Raw genomic sequence first — 20,939 nt, forward strand, 5'->3', positions numbered from 1 at the left:
GCCTGGGACCTCCGCCTCCGGCGTTGTCGTCAGTCGCGATGGCTCCGCCATCACTCCCTCCTCCGCCTTGGATTCGAAGGCCCCAGACGCCGCTCCTTCTCCCACTGTCAATCGCGGGTGAGGTCGTAACAGCGAGCGTCGGGCCGGCCGATGGCGAGGTGATACGTCGCGCGCTCGTCGAGCAACAGAACGACCAGGTCACGCAGAGACTGACGCAACGGCACAAACGCACCCGGGCCGTCACGCTCCGACACGACACCGTGCAGCTCCAGTTCATCCTTGACCTCCGCGTACTGCGCCCCGGTGAGCCGGTAGCCGCATGGCGGGTCCTGGATGATCTCGGCAGGCTCGGCCGGGTCGTTGTCCGCCCCGCCGAGGTACACGGGACCGCGGTCGGCGAAGCCCGCCAGCCGCGCCAGGGTGGTTGCCGTCTCGATCCGGCCACGTCGTTCCCCGACGAAGGTGAACGCGCCGTCGAGGGCGGCCAGGTGGGAGTCGACGCGACGCCGGTTGTTGAGGGCCGGGTCCTTCTTCTCCGCGTCGGTGAGTGCGTCTACCCGGGTCTCCACCAGGAGCCCCACGGAGTGCTTGACGCCCGCCGTGTTGCGCAGGATGCGCTCCTGGCCGTCGCCCGCCACCTGCTCGATCGGTTCCCCCGTCACCGGGTCGGTCCAGAGTCCGTAGATGCCGGTGCTGAATCCGGCGTCCTCGGCGCCGGGTCGCGCGTACGACTCCGAGAGAGTGCGGGCCTCCGCGTGCACCCGGTCGTCGGTATTGAGGTTGCGTGGCCACAGAGCCAGCAGGTCCTTGTCGTAGTACGGCACGGTCGCGCCGTACTCGTGCAGGTCGTAGACGACGTCCGGGCGGTGGTCCCGCAGGACGGCGGCCATGGTGCGGCCCTCGGCGGTGCGCAGGGCGATGTGGTCCCTGTTGATGTCGACCCCGTCGGAGTTGCCGCGAGTGTCGGCGGCCCGGCCGTCGGGGTTGGCGGTGGGGATGACCAGGACCGTGGTGCGCTTGAGGAAGTCGCGGGTCTGCTTGTCCTTGGCGTACGCGAGGTCGCGCACGGTCGTCAGACAGGCTTCGCGGCCGGAGGGTTCGTCCCCGTGCTGGGAGCAGATCAGCAGCGCGGTGTTGGCGGTGCGGTGCGTGCCGATGCGTACGAGCTGGAGCGGGCGGCCCTGCTTCGTGGCGCCGATCGCGGACATCGTGACGCGCTCGCTGCCGCGGTCGACGGCCTTCAGGAACGTCTGTTCCTCAGGCTGGGTGGTCCAGCGCGCGCCGCCGCTGGCCTCGAACCCGCTGCGGGGTGGCGCGGGCGTCGCCTGCGCGGGCGCGGCGAGGAGCGGGGCCGCCAGGGCAACGGCCGTGACGCCGAGCGCCAGGGCGCGGATACGGGCGAGCATCAGCGGGTGCCTCCCGGGATCGGACGGATGGAGCGCGGTTCGCCGACGCCGTCGAGGAGGGCGCCGGACGAAGTGTGCGCGCCGGAGCCCGCGGTGGCGCGGACAAATGCCTTGTCGCCGCCGACGAAGGGGAGCTTCGCTCCCGTGCGGTGCAGGTCGATGCCGAGGGCCGGGGTGGTGGACGGCGGGTCGATGAGCCCGGCGTCGGTGCCGCCGATGATCAGCGCGAGCCGGTGGCCGGCCGGTACGACGTGGTCGCTCGCGGCGAGGTCCAGGGTGATCGTGTGCTGCTTGCCGGGCGTGAGCGGGCGGCCCTTGCCCGGGTCCGCGTAGGTGCCCAGATCGGCCCAGCCGCGGCTGAATACGGTGTAGTCGACGTCGGCCGTCTTGGCCGCGGTCTCCTTGTAGCAGGAGCTGTCACCGGTGGTGCTGGGGCCCCAGCAGGTGCGTTCGGGGAGGGTGGTGATGCCCTCGCCCGCGCCGGCGTAGTCCCTGATGGTGTCGGGGCCGAGGTCGACGAGAACCGCGGAGAGGTGGGCGGTCGGCGTCGAAGGCGTCGCGGTGACCGTCACCTTGGAGGAGCCCGACAGGCGCAGGTCGCGGGTGAGCGGCTTGGTGGTGAACCCGGCCTTGGACGGGGTGGAGCGGTCGATCTGCGCGGCCCAGTCGCTCTCGCTCAGCTTGGGGTCGTCGGTGAGGGTCTCGGTGACGCCGGGCTCGGCGCGCTTGACGCCGAGGGTGCCGACGCCGGGCGCGGCGCCCTTGCCGGGGCGCACCGTGGTGGCGGCGGTGGAGCGGGGCGGCCAGACCTTGCCGGTGGACCACTGGTCGGGGGCGCGCTCGATGTCGGCCATCGGCTCGCGGTCGATGCCGTTGTCGTAGCCGAGGAGTTCATGGTCGAACCAGCGGTGCAGGGTCTTGACCCAGTCTCCGCGGCGGAAGTCGAAGGGGTCGACGTGGCCGGTCTGGGACAGCCAGATCTTGCGGTCCACGCCCTCGTCGGCGAGCGCGTCCCACCACTGGCCGAAGTGCTTGGTGCGGACGTTGAGGTCCTGCATGCCGTGGACGACGAAGACGCTCGCCTCGACCTTGTCCGCGTCCGGCACATGGTTGCGCTCGCTCCACAGCCGGGTCCAGTCACCGGTGCGCGGCGCCCCGTCGACCAGTTTCCGCTGGACGGCCTTGCAGCGTTCGCGGGCCTCGGGGCTCTCCACGTAGTCCGACAGCCACTCGGGGCCGCTGTCGTAGAGCGGGGCGCCCTGGGCGAAGTAGTAGTCGTACCAGGAGGAGATCGCGCCGATCGGGACGATGGTCTTGAGGCCCTCGACGCCGGTCGCCGCGACGCCGTTGGCGACGGTGCCGTCGTAGCTCTTGCCGATCATCCCGGTATTGCCGGTGGTCCAGCCGGCCTTGGCGGGCGCGCCACCGGTGCGGGTGGTGTACGCCTTGCCGCGCCCGTTCAGCCAGTCGACGACGGCCTTGGCGGACTGGACGTCGGAGCGGCCTCCGACGTCGACGCAGCCGTCGGAGCGGCTGGTTCCCGCGAGGTCGACGGCGACGAAGCCGTAGCCGCGGGGCACGAAGTAGTTGTCGTAGTAGAGCGGGAACTGGACCGGTTTGCCGTTCGCGTCGTACGTCTTCTTCTGGCTCTCGTTGCCGCGCCCGCAGCATGCGTAGTAGGGGCTGGCATCCATGATCACCGGTATTTCGCGGCCCTGCTGTGCGGGTTCCCTGGGCCGGACGATGTCGACGGCGACCCGGTCGGTCTTCCCGTCCGAGTCGCCGTCGATTCTGGTGTCCACCCACACGGACTCGCGTATCGCGTCGTCGTAGGAGTAGACGGGTTTGCTCTCCTTGGGCCCGGCCGCGGCGCCCTGGGCGCCCGCCGGGGAGATCAGTACGGCCATCAGGGCGGCCGCGGCCACCGGTATGAGTCTGTGCCACTTCATTCGGGTGCCCCGCGCAGGTATCGGCATGGCCGGAAGGTACTCCGGTCAACTGCCGTGCAAAAGAGGGCACCAGAGCGCAGTGGGACGATCACACACTCCCCAGCTGGGCGAGAGGTGACATGTCGGCCACATGGCAGTCGTGTGACAGGAGCGACCATGGACATGACTGGTGGCAGGGGGCTGAATAGAGTGCGAACAGATCCTTCGGACTGACCACTTGGAGCATCCGTGCACCGCAGACTCATCGCCCCGAGCGCCCTCGCTGCCTCTTTGCTGCTGGTGATCCCGGCATCGGCCGCAGATTTCACTCCGGGCGCCCCGGGTATCGGCGACCCCTATTACCCGGCCAGCGGCAACGGCGGATACGACGTATCCCATTACGACCTGCGCCTGAAGTACCAGCCCAAGACGGACCTGCTGGAGGGTACGGCGACGATCCTCGCCACCACCAAGCAGAACCTCTCCCGCTTCAACCTCGACTTCGGCCTGAAGGTGAGCGAGGTCCTGGTCAACGGCAAGAAGGCGAAGTTCGTCAAGGAGAGCGACCAGGAGCTGGTGGTCAGCCCGGCGTCGCCGGTGGAGAAGAACAAGACGATTTCGGTCGTCGTCCGCTATACCGGAAAGCCCTCCGAGCTCAAGATCGGCGGATACACGGCCTGGCACCGCACCCCGGACGGCGGTGTCGCCGCCCAGGAGCCCGACTCGGCCGTGTGGTGGTTCCCGAGCAACGACCACCCGCTGGACAAGGCGACGTACGACGTGTCGGTCTCGGTGCCGGACGGCACCCAGGCGATCAGCAACGGCGTACTCCAGTCGCAGAGCTCGAAGATCGGCTGGACGCGGTTCGCGTGGCGTTCGAACAAGCCGCAGGCCAGTTATCTCGCGACGCTCGCGGTCGGGAAGTTCGACATCACCACCGACAGGACCGAGAGCGGCCTGCCCGTCCTCAACGCGTACAGCAAGGACCTCGGTGACAACGCGGGCGCCGCGCGCGCCAGCATCGAGCGCACCGGGGAGGTCGCCGACTGGCTCACCGGGGTCTTCGGCCCCTACCCCTTCAACGCGCTGGGTGGTTACGTCCCGAACGTGACCAGCGGATACGCCCTGGAGACCCAGACCCGCCCGTTCTACAGCCCGCGCCAGTTCGCGAACGGCTCGAACATCTCGGTCGTCGTCCATGAGCTGGCCCATCAGTGGTACGGCGACAGTGTCTCGGTCAAGGGGTGGAAGGACATCTGGATCAACGAGGGCTTCGCCCGTTACAGCCAGTGGCTGTGGTCGGAGAAGGAGGGCGAGGGCACCGCGCAGGAGCTCGCGGACTATGTCTATGAGACACGCGCGGCCGACGACCCCTTCTGGACCGTGAAGCCGGGCGACCCCGGTCCGGACAGGCAGTTCGACATCGCCGTCTACGACCGGGGCGCGCTCGCCGTGCAGGCGCTGCGCAATGAGGTCGGCGACGAGGACTTCTCCAAGATCCTCAAGGGCTGGACGGCCAAGTACGCCTACGGCAACGCGAATGTGGGCGACTTCGTGAAGTTCGCCGAGAAGGTCTCGGGCAAGCCGCTCGCCGAGCTCTTCGACACCTGGCTGTACGAGCCGTCGAAGCCGGGCTCCCCGGCCGCCGCGGACGCCCGGGTCGCCCGCGCGAGCGGCGCGGACGCGAAGCCCGCGCAGCCCAAGTCGTGGAAGAAGATCGCCGCGACCAACTCGGTCCATGACCACGGCCAGGGTCACGGGCACGACCACCGCTGACCGGCGACCGGCGACACACCGCGCCGCCGAGGGCGGCGCGGTGGTCGTCGTGGACAGCTGGTCCACACCCGCTACGCACCCGGTACGCCCTCCCGCGTACCGTGGGTGGCCAGGCTGCTGAAAGCGCTCTCTGAAGATCGGTGCGACCCGGTAGCCTGCCATCCGGCAGCCCTCTCCCGCTGCCGCCCCGAGCAGCCGAGGAGCGTCCGCAGTGCCCGAGCAGTCCGCTGGGTCCCGCCCCACTCTGGAAGCCGTCGCGGCCCGTGCCGGGGTCTCCCGCGCCACGGCCTCCCGCGTCGTCAACGGCGGCGCCGGTGTGCGGCAGCCGCTGGTCGACAAGGTTCGCCGGGCCGTCGACGATCTGGGGTACGTCCCGAACCACGCGGCCCGTTCCCTGGTGACCCGGCGCAACGGCGCGGTCGCCGTGATCATCGCCGAGCCGGAGTTCCGGATTTTCTCCGATCCGTTCTTCGAGCAGCAGCTGCGCGGGATCAGCAGGGAACTGACGGCGCACGACTCGCAGTTGGTGCTGCTGTGGGTGGAAGGGCCCGGCGACTACGACCGCATCGCCCGCTACCTCGGCGGCGGTCATGTCGACGGCGCGCTCGCCTTCTCGCTGCACAACGACGACGAACTGCCCGCCGTCATCCGCCGGGTGAAGCTCCCGACCGTCTTCGGCGGGCGCCCCGGCTGGTCGGGCACCGACTCCGAGCGCGCGGTCCCGTACGTCGACTGCGACAACCGCGGCGGCGCCCGGCAGGCCGTGCACCATCTCGTCGGCCTGGGCCGCGAGCGCATCGCGCACATCGCGGGCCCGCGCGACCAGACTTCCGCCCTCGACCGCATCGACGGCTACCGCGATGTGCTGCTCGACGCGGATCCGGGGCTGATCGCGCAGGGCGCCTTCACCGTGGAGAGCGGGGCCCTCGCCATGACGGAACTGCTTGAACGCAGACCGGAGTTGGACGCGGTGTTCGCCGCCAACGACCTGATGGCGGCGGGCGCTCTGCGGGTGCTGCGCGAGCGGGGCCGGCGGGTGCCCGAGGATGTCGCACTGGTCGGCTTCGACGACGTGCTTCCGCTCGCCGAGTCGGCCGAGCCGCCGCTGACGACGGTCCGTCAGGACATCGAAGGAATGGGCCGGTTGATGGTCAGGCTGCTAATGCGGGTGCTGAGCGAGGACGGCGGCCCGGAATCGGGCGCGCCGGCCTCGGTGATCATGCCGACCGAACTGGTGCGGCGGACCTCGGCCTGAGGCCGGGACCCGCCGCGTGGTCCGCTACCGGTTACCGGACCGGTGGCGGACGGTTCGCTGGTTCACTGGAAGGGGATCACCAGGCTCGAACGGTCCGTGCCGGTAAGGATCTTGGCCGTTCCGTTGCCGATGGCGTTCCACACCTCCAGGCGTACGGTGCCGTCCTTGAGGGCGCCGAGAGTGCCGGTCGCCGACTTGAGGCCGCGGGCCTGCGTGTACTCCTCCCAGCCCGCCACCGGGTCGGTCGCGAAGTAATGGTAGGTCTCGGTCCGTTCGAAGGTGCCGTCACCCGTGAGGTCGTAGCTGATCCTGGCCTGCTGTCCGAGACCGACCGCGGAGCCCGCGTCCAACTGGAGGCGGAACGACGTGGCCGCGGCGGCCTTGAGTGCGCCGGTGACGTTCTTGACCTCGTACGTCTGCGGGGTGTGCGGGGCGCCGTCGTGGTTGCCGCCGCCCGCGGAAGCGATGGTGTCGCTGCCCGCCGTGGTGCCGATGGCGGTGGTGAGCACTCCTCCGGTGCGCAGCTGGAAGGTGTTACCGGTGGGCGGGTCGGGATCCGGGTCCGGGTCGCCGCCGCCGGTGCCGGTGCCTGTCGCCGTGGAGCGGGCCGGGACGATGAGCTTGCCGCCGTCCGAGAAAGTCACCGTGCGGGCCGTGGAGCCGTGGTTGTGCGCGGCGTAGGTCCGTACCGTGCCCTTGGTGAAGACCGCGGAGGTCGGGATGTCTCCGGCCACCGACGCGTCGGGGGCGCCGAGCGTGTCGAGCGTGTTGATCCAGTGGTATGTGTGCGCCTTGGACTCACCCTGCTCCGGGGTGTAGCCCGCGTGGCCCGCGTCCCACTTGGTCTTCGCCGCTCCCGGGTCCGCGATCGACTCGAACTCCCAGAGGAGGTCGCGCCATTCGACGGCCGGGCCGCCGTTCTCACGCTCCATCTCCGCGATATTGCGCTTGATCGCGTCCTTCTTACGACCGAGGTGCATCGAACCAGCCGTCACCGGGAGGACGTTGATGCCGTGGATCTCCTCGGGGTTCGCGGTCCACCAAGTGGCGTACGCCGCTCCGCTGCCCCACACCATGCCGACCGTGTCATGGCCGTAGGAGGACGGGAAGACCTGCTGGTCGGCGTCGAACCAGTACTGCGAGATGGCTTCCGCCTCGGTGGTGAGCAGGAACGTGCCGAGGTCGCGCAGCGAGGTGTCGCCGGTCGCGGCGCCCCACAGGACGAGTCCCGCGCTGAGGTTGGTGGACTCCGACGAGGACTCCTGGTTGTTGCCCGCCGCGAAGCCCTGGTGGCCCGAGGCCCAACTGTGCCCGGCGTAGACGTCGAAGCCGCGCAGGAAGGGGAACGCGGCATCGGTGCGGCTGGGGTTGGCGGCGTCGCGGACCAGGGTCTTGACCATGCCGCCCCAGGCGGAGTCGGCGGCCCAGGCCGGGTCGTACTGCGCGACGATCGCTGCCGCGTAGACGTAGTAGCTGTAGTGGAAGTGGTGGTCGTTGAGCTCGGTGTCGCTGCCGTACGACGCCGGGTAGCCGGTCAGCGTCTTCCAGTCCTTGTCGTAGCTGAACTCGCTCACGCCACCTGCCGTGAACCAGTCCTGGAGGCGCCCCTTCATGAGTCCGAGCAGCTTGTCGCGGTTGGCGGTCTCGCCGATCTGGTCGGCCACCGGGACGAGTTGGGCGAGCCGGCCGAGCGCCTTGCCGGTCCAGTAGGTGTCGGTGGCGCCGGAGAACGGGTCGGAAGCGTTCGCCACCTCGTTCAGGTAGCCCCTGAGTCTGGCCGTCTCGACGCCGCTCGACTTCGGCAGCGCCGGCAGCACGCCCGAGGCCCGCTGGCTGGTGCTGAAGGAAGCCGCCTCGCGGACCTTCATCGTGCCGCGCGGTGATACGTAGGTGTACGGGGTGAGCGGGTCGGTGGTGTGCAGCCACTGGTGGCGGTAGAGGGCCTGCAGCGTGCCCCTCTCGGCGCCCTCCTTGGCCTCGGTGGTGAGGGCGTACGTCGCCTTGACCGTGCCGGCCTCCGAGCTCCAGGTCGCCTTGGAGCCGGTGACGAAGCTGAACGCGTACTTCTTGAACGTCGCGAGGGCGTCGGTGGACGGCAGCACGGCGAGCGAGAAGTAGTCCTTGGAGCCGAGGCCCGCGGTGACGGTGGACCCCGATACGTTCCAGTCGCTGCCGGTCGGCGCGAAGAGGGCGTAGTGGTGGCCCGCGACGGTGACGCCCAGGACGTTGCCCTGGTCGGCGAAGACCGTGGGCGCGGCGGCGGTGGTGATCTGGGCGTTGCCGCCGGAGCCCTTGGCATACACATAGGGCATGCCGTGGCCGATGGTGGTGCGCAGGGTGCGGGTGCCGTCGGACCAGTACGGCGTGACGGTCCAGTCGGACCAGTCGTCGGCCCTGGTGTCCGGGGAGTTGAGACCGGTCAGGCCGAGAGTGAGGTCGGCCTTGTGCGCGAACTCGTACTGGCGGCCGTCACCGCCGACGGCGGAGCTCGTCGGGTAGCCGACTTCGAGGCCGCCGCGGGTGGCCTGGTAGGTGAGCGGGTGCCCGTACATGGGTGTGGAGTGCGGGTTGTCGCCGTACCGCTGGAAGGCGAGGGAGGACCACCAGTCGTTGGTGGGCACCGGCTTGTCCTTCGCGGCCGGTGTCACTTTGGGTGTGACGGGTGCGCCGGTGTTGGTGGTGGGGCCCGATGCGCCGGCGGGGCGCACATCGGAGTAACTGCCCGAGCCGACCGGGATGGTGGCGGCTGCCGCGGGAGCGGCGGCGGAGCCCAGACCGACTGCGGCCAGAGCGGATACCAGGATCAGCGCGGAGGCCGATCTGAGGCGGGGGGCTGGCATGGACGGCACCTCGAAATCGTGGAGGAACGGGCGTCCGAGAGCGCTCTCAGATGGGAGGGAACGTAAAACTCCTGTAATGGGAGTGTCAATACCTCTGACACGCACGGCAGTTGGGACCACCCGTGGTCGCCATGCGTTCGAGTCTTGACGTATTGAGGAATCTTGACGGAGCGAGAGCAATCAGGGCATTCCCTGACCCAACCTCTTGAGAGCGCTCTCACACTCTGAGCCTCAGGACTCAGGCCTCAATCCCTAAGCCCTTCGCCCCGCCGACCGCGCGGCGCGGTGCCGCGCCCTCGCCGCCCTGGCGCGCGGCAGATAGCGCAGCCGCTCCGGCAGCAGCGGCACCACGACGCGCACGACGCGGCTGAACCGCCGAAGCCTGCGCTCCTGCACGTCGCTCCATTCCAGGCCGATCGCCTCGCGCGCGTCGGGCGGCATGTAGCCGGCGGTCACGAAGGACCGGAAGCGGGCGAGCGGCGGCAGCAGGAGCGGCCACAGGGCCCTCAGCAGCAGGCGCACCGGGAGGGGACCCCAGGCGGGTGCGGGCACCGGACTGTCGGGGGCGAGCAGTTCGCGTACCACCACGGTCGCTTCGATCTCGTCGGCGAGCATCTTGCGGTAGTACGGCCAGAACTCCTCGACGGTCTGGGGCATGTCCCGGTCGTTGATGCCGAGGATCCGGCCGACCCGGAGCCACTCCGCGTACAGCTGACGCTCCTGCGCGTCGGTGAGCGGGCGGGCGAGGTAGCGCAGCGCGTGCTGGTAGCAGGGGAAGCCGGTGGCGTGGACCCATGCGTAGTAGTGCGGGTCGAGCGCGTGGTAGCGGCGGCCGTGCGCGTCGGTGCCCCGGATTGACTTGTGCAGTTGCCGGAGCCTGCGACCCTCCTCGGCGGCTTCCTCTCCTCCGTACACCCACAGCTGCACGGACCGCACGGACCGCTCCCCGCGCCCCCAGGGGTCCGCACGGAACACGGAGTGCTCGTCGACTCCGGCACCGACGGCCGGGTGCGCGACCTGCATGGTCAGCGCCGCGGGGAGCATCAGCAGTGCGCGCACGTCACCCGCGACGCTCCACAGCACACCGCCGGGCGGAGGCGGCGCCGGATCCTGTCCACCGGTCTTCATCTGGTGACTCCAAGGGGGTCGGCGGGCTTGTGATCCAGTATGCGATCACGGGCGGCCCGGTGATCCACGGGCCGCACCCCGGCGCGCCGCCCGCTGTCCCCTCCCGGCACCGGCCCGTCGCCCTTGCGCACGAGAGTTGGCCTGATCGTGAGCAGCCGGCCGACCCCGTGGTGCCCAATGGCTACCGGGAAGTAACTCTGGCTGATTTGATGTGCGGCGCCGGTCCAACCCCCACACCAGCAACGGGAGATCCAGTGCCTCACTCCGCGCTCCGCCGTATTCCCGGCGCAGCCCTGGCCGCCGCCCTCGCGGCCGTCACCCTGACCGCGAACGGCCCGTCCGCCTCGGCGGCGCCCGTGGCTCCGGCGGCCGACGTGCCTTCGCTGAAGGTGCTGTCGTACAACGCGTTCCTGTTCAGCAAGGCCCTCTACCCCAACTGGGGCCAGGACCACCGGGCGAAGGCGATTCCGGAGGCCTCCTTCTTCAAGGGCAACGACGTGGTGGTCGTGCAGGAGGCCTTCGACAACGGCTCTTCCGACGCGCTCATGAGCAATGCCGCCGCGCGGTATCCGTACCAGACGCCCGTGATGGGCCGCAGCAAGGACGGCTGGGACGCGACCGGCGGGTCGTACTCCGCGACGACGCCCGAGGACGGTGGGGTCGCGATTCTCAGCAAGTGGCCGGTCGTACGCAAGGAGCAGTACGTCTACAAGGACGCGTGCGGTTCCGACTGGTACTCGAACAAGGGCTTCGTATACGCCGTCCTCAATGTGAACGGCGCCAGGGTGCATGTCGTCGGCACGCACGCGCAGTCGACCGACCCGGGCTGTGGGGCGGGCGAGGCCGCGCAGATGCGCAGCCGGCAGTTCAAGGCGATGGACGCCTTCCTCGACGGCAAGAACATCCCTGCCTCGGAGCAGGTCGTTGTCGCGGGCGACTTCAATGTCGACTCGCACAGCGCCGAGTACGCCTCGATGCTCACCGACGCGGGCCTGACCACCGCCGACTCGCGCACCGGCCACCCGTACTCCTTCGACACGGCGGACAATTCGATCGCCTCGGAGCGCTATCCCGACGACCCGCGCGAGGACCTCGACCATGTCCTGCTCCGGGCGGGCCACGCCAGGCCGGCAGGCTGGAAGAACGACGTGATCAAGGAGCAGAGCGCTCCCTGGACGGTCTCCAGTTGGGGCAGGGAGTACACGTACACGAATCTGAGCGACCACTACCCGGTCGTCGCGGGCGGCCGCTGACCGCACGGCGCGGCTGACGCCACCACGCGCACCGGCCCGTCCGCCCCGGGAGCAGGAGACCGGGACGGGCGGGCGCCGTCCCGTCAGGCCCCGTCGTACAACTCCTCGATGTCGTCCGCGTACCGGTCGCGGATCACCCGGCGGCGCATCTTCAGCGACGGTGTCAACTCGCCCGTCTCCGGGCCCCATTCCGTCGACAGCAGCCGATAGCGCTTGATCTGCTCGGTGCGGTTGAGGCGGGCGTTGGCCGCTTCGACCGCGTGGTCGATCTCGGCCCGCACGGCGGGGTGCTCGGCCAGGGCCGCGAGGTCGCCCTCGTTCTCGATGCCCTGTCCGGCCGCCCAGGCCAGGGTCGTCTCCGCGTCCAGGACCAGCAGCGCGACCAGGTAGGAGCGGCCGTCGCCGTGGGCGAGAGCCTGGGCGATCAAGGGGTGTTCCTTCAGGGTGTTCTCGACGAGCGCGGGCGCGACGTTCTTGCCGCTCGACGTGACGATCAGTTCCTTCTTGCGGTCGGTGAGCCAGAGGTACCCGTCCTCGTCGAGCCGGCCCACGTCGCCCGTCGCGAACCAGCCGTCCGCGTCGCGGGCGCTCTCCACCGAGCCGTCCGCCCGCAGATATCCGGCGAAGACGGTGTCCCCGCGCACCAGGATCTCGCCGTCCTGCGCGATCCGCAGGTCCACACCGTCGATGGGACGGCCCACCGAGCCGAGCCGGAAGGCGGACTTGGTGTTGGTCGTGCACACGCCGACCGTCTCGGTCAGGCCCCAGGCATCCATGATCACCAAGTCGAACCCGGCCCAGAACCGCACCACGGCCGGCGGCATCGGTGCGGCCGCGCTCGCCGTCCACCTCAGCCGGTCGAACCCGGCCAGGGCAAGCAGCGGATCGAGGATTTCCGCCTTCGCCCGCCGGTACGCGGCATCGAGGCCGGCGGGCGGCTGCTCGCCCCGCTCGCGGTACGCGACGTGTGCGCGCGCCGTCTCCCCCGCCGCCTCGATCGCGGCCCGCCGCTCCGGCGGCAGCGACGACAGCGCCGCCCGGACGGACGCGGCGAGCTTCTCCCACACCCGGGGGACGCCGAAGAACTGCGCCGGACGCAGTTCGCGCGCGGTCGCGGCCACCGCGGCCGGGTCGGCGCAGAGGTGGACGTGCGAGGCCCGGAACACCGACAGGTAGATGCCCAGCATGCGCTCGGCGATGTGCGCGAGCGGCAGGTAGCAGACGTGCTCGACGTGGGCGGGGAGCTCGACGGCCCGGTCCAGGGCGAGTGCGTTGCGTACGACCATGCCATGGGTGATCGGTACGCCCTTGGGGTCGCCGGTCGTGCCCGAGGTGTAGACGACGGTCAGCACGTCGCTGGCGCGCGCCTCGCGCCACCCCTCCTCGAAGCCGTCCGCGTTGTACAGGCGACTGCCCGTGGCGTGCAGGGACCCGTACGTACGATGGGGCCCGGCGGCGGCCGCCTCGATCACGACCAGCCGCTCAAGGGGCGCCGACGCGTCCGCGAGCAGCGGCTCCCACAGCTCCACCTCACGCGCGCCCTCGACGACCGCGAACCGGGCGCGTCCGTGCCGGGCGATGTGCGCGATCTGCTCCGGCGCGGACGTCCCGTACACCGTTACGGGGATCGCCCCGAGGTGGGTGAGGGCGAGGTCGGTGAGCCAGTGCTCGGGCCGGTTGCCCATCATGAGCAAAACCTGCTCGCCGCGCCGTACCCCGAGCGCCGCGTAGCCGGCGGCCAGGACGGCTGCCTTGCGCCGAACCTCGCTCCAGGTGAGCGTGGTCCACCCGGCCGCCTCTCCCGCCCGCCCCGCGCCGCCCGTTCGCCAGGACAGCGCCGGCAGGTCGCCGTGGTCCTGCGCATTGCGCAGCAGCAACGCGGGAAGGGTGAGTTCCGCGGGCTCCGCGGGAAGTCGCAGGATCGTGGTCATGACCGCCTCCTGTCGCCATGGAATGTCGCGATGGAATGGCCGGACGCTTTCACAACAGTGGTGAGACAGCAATACTGTTGCACTGAATTGGAGCACGGCAGCGACAGAGGCAGTGGAAGCGAGGCGCAGGCATGACGACGGACACCGAGGAGCAGACGCTCACGGTCGACGAACTGGCCGCACGAGCCGGAGTCACGGTGCGTACGATCCGCTTCTACAGCACCCGCGGTCTGCTGCCGCCCCCCGTGATCGGAGCGCGCCGCGTCGGCCACTACGGGCCCGCGCACCTCTCCAGGCTGGCGCTCATCGAGGAGCTCCAGCACCACGGCATGACGCTGGCCGCCATCGAGCGGTATCTGGAGCAGCTGCCGCCCGACCTGAGCGCGCACGACCTGGCGATCCACCGCGCCCTGGTGGCGTCCTGGGTCCCCGACTCGGCCGAGGACGCGACGCGCACGGAGCTGGAGCGCCGGGCCGGGCGGCCCCTGTCGGACGAGGACATCGACCGGCTCGCCGCGATGAACGTCCTGCGCCGCGCCGACGCCCCCCACACCTTCCACGTCGACCCCGGATTGCTGGCCCTCGGCGTACAGCTCCTCGGCGTGCCGATCGCGCACGAGACGATTCTCGCCGCCCGCACGATCCTGCTGGAGCACACGCGGTCGGCGGCCCATGCCCTGACGCACCTCTTCAAGGACGAGGTGTGGGGGCCCTACCGGGAGCGCGAGTCGGACCCGGAGCATGTGGAGGCGATGAAGTCGCTGTCGGCCCATATGCAGCCGATGGTGCTGCAGGCGCTGGTCACGGCATTCCAGCGGTCCCTCAAGGAAGAGCTGCGGGCCGCCTTCGTCGCGGAGTGAGCGACGCCGGGCCACCGCGGCGGCCCACCCGCGGTGGCGGCCCCCGCCCGCGTATATTCGTACGACACGCACTTGGTCGGGGTGCTAATTTCCGGCAACGTGAAACCAATCACCGAACAAGAAATCCGTACGTCCTTCGTCAACTGCTCCAAGGGCGAGGCGCGCCGGATCAACCTGCCCCGGGATCTCGCCGATCAGCCCTGGGAGCACCTGGACTTCCTCGGCTGGCGCGATCCGGGTGCGGCCGACCGCGGCTATCTGGTGATCGGACGGCACGACGGGCTCGTCGGTCTCACGCTGCGCGCGGCGCCGGGCAGCCGGCGGTCGCTGCTCAGGACCAGCCTGTGCTCCTTCTGCGTGACCTCGCACTCGGGATCCGGCGTGGATCTGCTCAGCGCCCGCAAGGCGGGCCCGGCGGGGCGCAACGGCGACACGCTCGGCATCTACGTCTGCGCCGATCTGGCCTGCTCGCTCTATGTCCGCGGCCGGAAGAAGAACGCGCTGGCGAAGCGGCTGGAGGAGTCGCTGACCCTGGAGGAGCAGATCGCCCGCACGCTGGGCAATGCGCACGGATTTGTGGACCAGATCCTCGCCTGACCGGACAGCCACCTGACTGGGCACTGATCTCGCCCGACGCGGCGGGCAGTGCCCCGCCCGCCGCGTCGGGCGCCCTCCAGGCCTGTCAGGTCCGGTCGGGGTCGCTGAACTTCTCGCCCCGCTCGGCCTTCTCCAGCAGCAGCGCGGGCGGGGTGAACCGCTCGCCGTACTTCTCGGTGAGCTCACGCGCGCGTGCTACGAAGCCGGGCAGCCCGCCCTCGTAGCCGTTGATGTACTGGATCGCGCCGCCCGTCCAGGCAGGGAAGCCGATGCCCATGATCGAGCCGATGTTGGCGTCGGCGACCGAGGTCAGTACGCCCTCCTCGAAGCAGCGGACGGTGTCCAGCGCCTCGGAGAACAGCATCCGCTCCTTCATGTCGATGAAGGGGATCTCGACGCCCGGCTTGGTGAAGTGCTCCCGCAGGCCGGGCCACAGTCGCGTGCGCTTGCCGTCCTCGCCGTACTCGTAGAAGCCCGCGCCAGCGCTGCGCCCGGGGCGCCCGAACTCGTCGACCATGCGGTCGATGACCGCGTCCGACGGGTGACCCGGCCAGCTGCCGCCCGCCTCCTCGACCGCCCGCTTCGTCTCGTTGCGGATCTTGCGGGGCAGGGTGAGGGTCAGCTCGTCCATCAGGGACAGGACCTTCGCCGGGTAGCCGGCCTGGGCGGCGGCCTGCTCGATCGAGGCGGGCTCGATGCCCTCGCCGACCATCGCCACGCCCTCGTTGATGAACTGGCCGATCACGCGCGAGGTGAAGAAGCCGCGCGAGTCGTTGACCACGATCGGCGTCTTCTTGATCTGGCGCACCAGGTCGAAGGCGCGGGCCAGCGCCTCGTCACCGCTCCGCTCCCCCTTGATGATCTCCACGAGCGGCATCTTGTCGACGGGCGAGAAGAAGTGCAGCCCGATGAAGTCGGCGGGGCGCGACACCCCCTCGGCGAGGCCGGTGATGGGCAGCGTGGAGGTGTTGGAGCAGAGCAGCGCGTCGGGCTCGATGATGTCCTGGATCTCCTGGAACACCTTGTGCTTGAGCGCGGTGTCCTCGAAGACCGCCTCGATCACCGCGTCGCAGCCCGCGAGGGCGGCGGGGTCGGCGGTCGGTGTGATGCGGGCGAGGAGTTCGTCGCGCTTGGCCTCGGTCGTACGGCCGCGCGAGAGCGCCTTGTCGAGGAGCTTCTCGGAGTACGCCTTGCCCTTGGCCGCTGCCTCGGCCGTCACGTCCTTGAGTACGACGTCGATGCCGGCGCGGGCGCAGGTGTACGCGATGCCCGCGCCCATCATCCCGGCACCGAGTACGGCGACCTTGCGGACCGGGCGCGGTTCGATGCCCCGGGGGCGGCTGACGCCCGCGTTGACGGCCTGCAGGTCGAAGAAGAACGCCTGGATCATGTTCTTGGAGATCTGCCCGGTGACCAGCTCGGTGAAGTACCGCGCCTCGATGGTCAGCGCGGTCTCGAAGTCGACCTGGGAGCCCTCCACGGCCGCGGCCAGGATGTTGCGCGGGGCGGGGTAGGGGGCGCCCGCGGTCTGCTTCCTGAGGTTGGCGGGGAAGGCGGGGAGGTTCGCCGCGAAGTGCGGGCTGGCGGGGGTGCCGCCGGGGATCTTGTAGCCCTTGACGTCCCAGGGCTGCTGGGACTCGGGGTTGGCGTCGATGAAGGCGTGCGCCTTGGCGAGCATCTCCTCGGAGGTCGCGGCCACCTCGTGGACGAGGCCGTTCTCCAGGGCGCGCCGCGGGTTGTACTGGGTGCCCTGCAGGAGCACCTTCAGCAGCGCGTCGGCGATGCCCATCAGCCGTACGGTGCGGGTGACTCCGCCGCCCGCCGGGAGGAGGCCGAGGGTGACCTCGGGCAGGCCGATCTTGGAGCCGGGGGCGTCGAGCGCCACGCGGTGGTGGCAGGCCAGGGCGATCTCGTAGCCGCCGCCGAGCGCCGCGCCGTTGATCGCGGCGACGACGGGCTTGCCGAGGGTCTCGATGCGGCGCAGGGACTTCTTGATGGCCGTACCGGTGTCGAAGGCCTGCTGGGCGTGCTCAGGACCGACCTTGATCATGTCCTTGAGGTCGCCGCCCGCGAAGAAGGTCTTCTTGGCCGAGGTGAAGATGATGCCGCGGATGGAGTCCTTCTCGTCCTCCGCGCGGTCGGCGATCGCCGCGATGGATGCCTTGAAGGCCTGGTTCATGGTGTTGGCGGACTGGTTGGGATCGTCGAGGACGAGGGTGACTACACCGCTCTCGTCCTGTTCCCAGCGGATGGTGGTGGACTCGCTCATGTGTGGCTGCTCCGTGAGGGAAGGGACGGGATCAGAGACGCTCAATGACGGTGGCGATGCCCATGCCGCCGCCTACGCACAGGGTGGCGAGGCCGTACCGCTGGTCGCGGCGCTCCAGTTCGTCGATGAGCGTGCCCAGGATCATCGCGCCGGTGGCGCCCAGCGGGTGCCCCATGGCGATGGCGCCGCCATTGACGTTGATCTTGTCCAGCGGGAGGTCCATGTCCCTGGCGAAGCGCAGGACAACGCCCGCGAAGGCCTCGTTGATCTCGACCAGGTCGATGTCGCCGATCGTCAGGCCCGCCTTGGCGAGTGCCTTGCGGGTGGCGGGCGCGGGGCCCGTCAGCATGATGGTCGGCTCGGAGCCGGACACCGCGGCGGAGACGATACGGGCGCGGGGCGTGAGGCCGTATCGCTCGCCGACCGCGCCGGAGCCGATGGCGACCAGGGCCGCGCCGTCCACGATGCCCGAGGAGTTGCCCGCGTGGTGGACGTGGTCGATCTTCTCGACCCAGTGGTACTTCTGGAGCGCGACGGCGTCGAAGCCGCCGTGCTCGCCGATCATCGCGAAGGACGGCTTGAGCGCGCCGAGGGAGTCCGCGGTGGTGCCGGGGCGCATGTGCTCGTCGTGGTCGAGGACGGTGAGGCCGTTGCGGTCCTTCACCGGGACGACGGACCGGTTGAAGCGGCCGTCCTTCCATGCCTCGGCGGCCCGCTCCTGGGAGAGCGCGGCGTACTCGTCGACATCGCGGCGCGAGTATCCCTCGATGGTGGCGATGAGGTCGGCGCCGATGCCCTGCGGGACGAAGCCGGTCTCGTAGTTGGTCATCGGGTCGGCGAACCAGGCGCCGCCGTCCGAGGCCATCGGCACCCGCGACATGGACTCCACGCCGCCCGCGAGGACCAGGTCCTCCCAGCCCGAACGGACCTTCATGGCAGCCATGTTGACTGCTTCCAGGCCGGAGGCACAGAAGCGGTTCTCCTGGACGCCCGCGACGGTGTCGGGCAGCCCCGCCGCGATGGCCGCGATCCGGGCGATGTCGGAGCCCTGGTCGCCGACCGGCCCCACGACACCGAGCACGATGTCGTCGATGGCGGCGGGGTCCAGGTCGGGGAGCCTGCGGCGGATCTCGTGGATCAGGCCGACGACGAGGTCGATCGGCTTGGTCCCGTGCAGGGCGCCATTGGCCTTCCCGCGACCGCGCGGGGTGCGGATCGCGTCGTACACGAACGCTTCGGTACTCAAGACAACTGCCTTTCGAGGGTGACGTAAGAGAGAGGGGGTGGCGGTCAGGCCAGCAGGGAACGGCCGATGATCTCCTTCATGATCTCGGTGGTACCGCCGTAGATCGTCTGGATGCGGCCGTCCGTGAATGCCTTGGCGACGCGGTACTCGGTCATATAGCCGTAGCCGCCGTGCAGTTGGAGGCAGCGGTCGGCGACCCGCTTCTGCAGCTCGGTGGCCCACCACTTGGCCATCGACGCGTGTACCGCGTCGAGTTCCCCGTTCGAGTGATCGGCAATACACCGGTCGAGGAACGTACGCGTGACGGCGCACTCGGTGGCCATCTCCGCGATCTCGAAGCGGATGTGCTGGAGCTTGGACAGCGGCCGGCCGAACGCCTCGCGCTCCTTGACGTACTGCGTGGTGATCTCCAGGAGGTACTCGGCGGCGGCGATCCCGGCGACGGCGATGCCCATCCGCTCCTGCGCGAGGTTGGTCATCAGATGGATGAAGGCGCCGTCGAGCTCGCCGAGCAGGTTCTCCTTGGGGACGCGTACGTCGTTGAAGAACAGCTCGGCGGTGTCCTGGGCCTTCTGGCCGATCTTGTCGAGGTTGCGGCCGCGCTCGAAGCCCTCCGCGCCGCGCTCGACGACCAGCAGGGACAGGCCTTTCGCGCCACCCTCGGGGGTGGTCCTGGCCACGACGATCACCAAGTCGGCGAGGATGCCGTTGGAGATGAAGGTCTTGGAGCCGTTGAGCAGCCAGTGGTCCCCGCGGTCCTGTGCGGTCGTACGGATGCCCTGGAGGTCCGAGCCCGCGCCCGGCTCCGTCATCGCGATGGCGGTGATGGTCTCGCCGCCGCAGAAGCCCGGCAGCCAGCGTCGCTTCTGCTCCTCGGTGCCGAGCCCGGTGAGGTAGGGCCCGATGATGTCGTTGTGCAGCCCGACCGCGAGCCCGGAGGCGCCCGCCCGGACGAACTCCTCGGCGAGGACGGCGCTGTAGCGGAAGTCGGCGTTGCCGCCGCCGCCGAACTCCTCGGGCACGGCGAGCCCCAGCAGCCCCTGGCGGCCGGCCGCGAGCCACACGTCACGGCTGACGATGCCGTCCTGCTCCCACTGCTCGTGGTGCGGCGCCACTTCCTTCGTCAGGAAGGTACGCACGGTCTCCCGGAAGGCCTCGTGCTCCGCGGTGAAGATCTGACGCTTCAACTCTGCCTCCTGGCCTGTGCCGCCGACTCCGACTCTGCGGGATTGCCGACGCTCGGTACGTCCCAGTCGCGGGACACCTCCGCGGCGTCCGCGCCCGGCTGCGCGGGTGGCCGGCGCACCGAGCCCGGCGTGGCCGAGAAGCGCGGCGCGGGCGCGGGCTGGGTGAGGCCGCCGTGCTCGACGAAGGTGGAGCGGGCCACCAGGTGCGGGTGCGTGGGGGCTTCGCGCAGCGACAGGACGGGGGCGACGCAGGCGTCCGAGCCCTCGAAGACCGCCGTCCACTCCTCGCGGGTCCGCTCCTTGAACCGGGCGGCGATCGCAGCGCGCAGTTCGTCCCAGCGGGCGACGTCCTTGCGCGCCGGGGCCTGGTCCTCGATGCCGAGGAGCCGGACGAACTCGGTGTAGAACTGCTGCTCCAGCGCCCCCACCGCCATGTACTGCCCGTCCGACGTCTCGTAGTTGCCGTAGAAGGGGCAGCCGCCGTCGAGCAGGTTCGCTCCGCGCCGGTCCTGCCAGCCGCCCGCGGCCACCATGCCGTGGATCATCGTGGCAAGGTGCGCGGCGCCGTCCACGATCGCCGCGTCGACCACCTGCCCGGCGCCGTCCGGGGCCGCCGCGTGCCGCAGCGCCGCGAGCACGCCGACGACCAGGTAGAGCGAGCCGCCCGCGTAGTCGCCGACGATGTTCGCCGGGACCATCGGCGGCTCGTCGGGCCTGCCGAACATGCCGAGGGTGCCGGAGAGCGCGATGTACGCGATGTCGTGCCCGGCGCTCTGCGCGAGCGGGCCCTCCTGGCCCCAGCCGGTCATCCGCCCGTACACGAGCTTGGGATTGCGGGCCAGGCACACGTCGGGGCCGACGCCGAGGCGCTCGGCGACTCCCGGCCGGTAGCCCTCGATGAGGATGTCCGCGCGCTCGACCAGGTCGAGGACCCGGGCCGGGCCGTCCTCGGCCTTGAGGTCAACGAGGACCGAGCGCTTGTTGCGGTTGGTGAGGTCGTACGCCGGGTTGATGGCCAGGCCGCTGCCGCCCGGCCGGTCCACCCGGACCACATCCGCACCCAGGTCGGCGAGGAGCATGGCGGCGAACGGGCCGGGGCCGATTCCCGCCAGTTCCACCACGCGCACCCCGGCGAGCGGGCCGTTCACTGTCGCTGCCATCAAGCCCCCAGCACTGTGACACAACCGATGTAACAGCAATGATGCTAAGAACGTGTTCCACTCTGCACAAGCCCTTCGGGCGAGCAAGCGCTTAGTTCTTTTT

14 protein-coding genes are annotated in these 20,939 nt (G+C 70.2%); 5 read left to right on the forward strand and 9 right to left on the reverse strand.

Features of this window, described 5'->3' with window-relative positions:
- Positions 1 to 107 precede the first annotated feature (107 nt).
- Positions 108 to 1,406, reverse strand: a complete 1,299-nt coding sequence (locus QMK30_RS13800) for a M14 family metallopeptidase (RefSeq protein WP_283518023.1) — start codon at positions 1,404 to 1,406, stop codon at positions 108 to 110.
- Complete coding sequence (locus QMK30_RS13805; RefSeq protein WP_283518025.1) at positions 1,406 to 3,355, reverse strand: Xaa-Pro dipeptidyl-peptidase; 1,950 nt, start codon at positions 3,353 to 3,355, stop codon at positions 1,406 to 1,408. Before QMK30_RS13805 ends, QMK30_RS13800 begins: the two co-directional genes overlap by 1 nt.
- Before the next feature lie 228 nt (positions 3,356 to 3,583).
- Between QMK30_RS13805 and QMK30_RS13810 the strand changes: the two genes are divergently transcribed.
- Both QMK30_RS13810 and QMK30_RS13815 read left to right on the forward strand, forming a co-directional pair.
- Positions 3,584 to 5,110: a M1 family metallopeptidase gene (locus QMK30_RS13810; protein WP_283518028.1), complete on the forward strand. Its 1,527-nt coding sequence runs from the start codon at positions 3,584 to 3,586 to the stop codon at positions 5,108 to 5,110.
- Positions 5,111 to 5,321: 211 nt separating this feature from the next.
- On the forward strand, positions 5,322 to 6,365 hold the full coding sequence (locus QMK30_RS13815; RefSeq protein ID WP_283518030.1) for a LacI family DNA-binding transcriptional regulator: 1,044 nt from the start codon (positions 5,322 to 5,324) through the stop codon (positions 6,363 to 6,365).
- A gap of 62 nt (positions 6,366 to 6,427) precedes the next feature.
- Here the strand turns inward: QMK30_RS13815 and QMK30_RS13820 are convergent, their stop codons facing one another.
- Positions 6,428 to 9,205, reverse strand: coding sequence for a glycosyl hydrolase (locus QMK30_RS13820; RefSeq protein WP_283518032.1), 2,778 nt, complete (start codon positions 9,203 to 9,205; stop codon positions 6,428 to 6,430).
- A gap of 252 nt (positions 9,206 to 9,457) precedes the next feature.
- The gene (locus QMK30_RS13825) at positions 9,458 to 10,333 is read right to left on the reverse strand and encodes an oxygenase MpaB family protein (protein ID WP_283518033.1); all 876 of its coding nucleotides are present in this window, start codon (positions 10,331 to 10,333) and stop codon (positions 9,458 to 9,460) included.
- 254 nt (positions 10,334 to 10,587) lie between these two features.
- Between QMK30_RS13825 and sph the strand changes: the two genes are divergently transcribed.
- Complete coding sequence (sph, locus tag QMK30_RS13830) at positions 10,588 to 11,586, forward strand: sphingomyelin phosphodiesterase (protein WP_283518035.1); 999 nt, start codon at positions 10,588 to 10,590, stop codon at positions 11,584 to 11,586.
- A gap of 83 nt (positions 11,587 to 11,669) precedes the next feature.
- Here the strand turns inward: sph and QMK30_RS13835 are convergent, their stop codons facing one another.
- Positions 11,670 to 13,517: an AMP-dependent synthetase/ligase gene (locus QMK30_RS13835; protein ID WP_283518036.1), complete on the reverse strand. Its 1,848-nt coding sequence runs from the start codon at positions 13,515 to 13,517 to the stop codon at positions 11,670 to 11,672.
- A 131-nt stretch (positions 13,518 to 13,648) separates the two neighbouring features.
- Here QMK30_RS13835 and QMK30_RS13840 point away from each other — a divergent pair, with 131 nt between their 5' ends.
- Positions 13,649 to 14,377: a MerR family transcriptional regulator gene (locus tag QMK30_RS13840; protein ID WP_283518038.1), complete on the forward strand. Its 729-nt coding sequence runs from the start codon at positions 13,649 to 13,651 to the stop codon at positions 14,375 to 14,377.
- Between the two features lie 99 nt (positions 14,378 to 14,476).
- Positions 14,477 to 14,974: an FBP domain-containing protein gene (locus QMK30_RS13845; protein WP_283518040.1), complete on the forward strand. Its 498-nt coding sequence runs from the start codon at positions 14,477 to 14,479 to the stop codon at positions 14,972 to 14,974.
- Between the two features lie 85 nt (positions 14,975 to 15,059).
- Here the strand turns inward: QMK30_RS13845 and QMK30_RS13850 are convergent, their stop codons facing one another.
- The 4 genes from QMK30_RS13850 to QMK30_RS13865 are packed head-to-tail and all read right to left on the reverse strand — an operon-like array spanning position 15,060 to position 20,836.
- Entirely contained in the window at positions 15,060 to 17,243 is a 2,184-nt protein-coding gene (locus tag QMK30_RS13850) for a 3-hydroxyacyl-CoA dehydrogenase NAD-binding domain-containing protein (protein ID WP_283518041.1), read from the reverse strand.
- A 31-nt stretch (positions 17,244 to 17,274) separates the two neighbouring features.
- Positions 17,275 to 18,489 (reverse strand): acetyl-CoA C-acetyltransferase, encoded by a 1,215-nt coding sequence (locus QMK30_RS13855; protein ID WP_283518043.1) that lies wholly within the window; start codon positions 18,487 to 18,489, stop codon positions 17,275 to 17,277.
- Positions 18,490 to 18,533: 44 nt separating this feature from the next.
- Positions 18,534 to 19,676 carry an acyl-CoA dehydrogenase family protein gene (locus tag QMK30_RS13860; RefSeq protein ID WP_283518045.1) on the reverse strand — a complete coding sequence of 381 codons (1,143 nt, stop codon included), beginning with the start codon at positions 19,674 to 19,676 and terminating at the stop codon, positions 18,534 to 18,536.
- Complete coding sequence (locus QMK30_RS13865) at positions 19,673 to 20,836, reverse strand: CaiB/BaiF CoA transferase family protein (RefSeq protein WP_283518047.1); 1,164 nt, start codon at positions 20,834 to 20,836, stop codon at positions 19,673 to 19,675. The genes QMK30_RS13860 and QMK30_RS13865 overlap by 4 nt, the downstream gene beginning before the upstream one ends.
- Between the last annotated feature and the right edge of the window lie 103 nt (positions 20,837 to 20,939).

It is taken from the genome of Streptomyces sp. H27-C3 (assembly GCF_030063415.1).
In the GTDB taxonomy this organism is placed as follows: Bacteria; Actinomycetota; Actinomycetes; order Streptomycetales; family Streptomycetaceae; genus Streptomyces.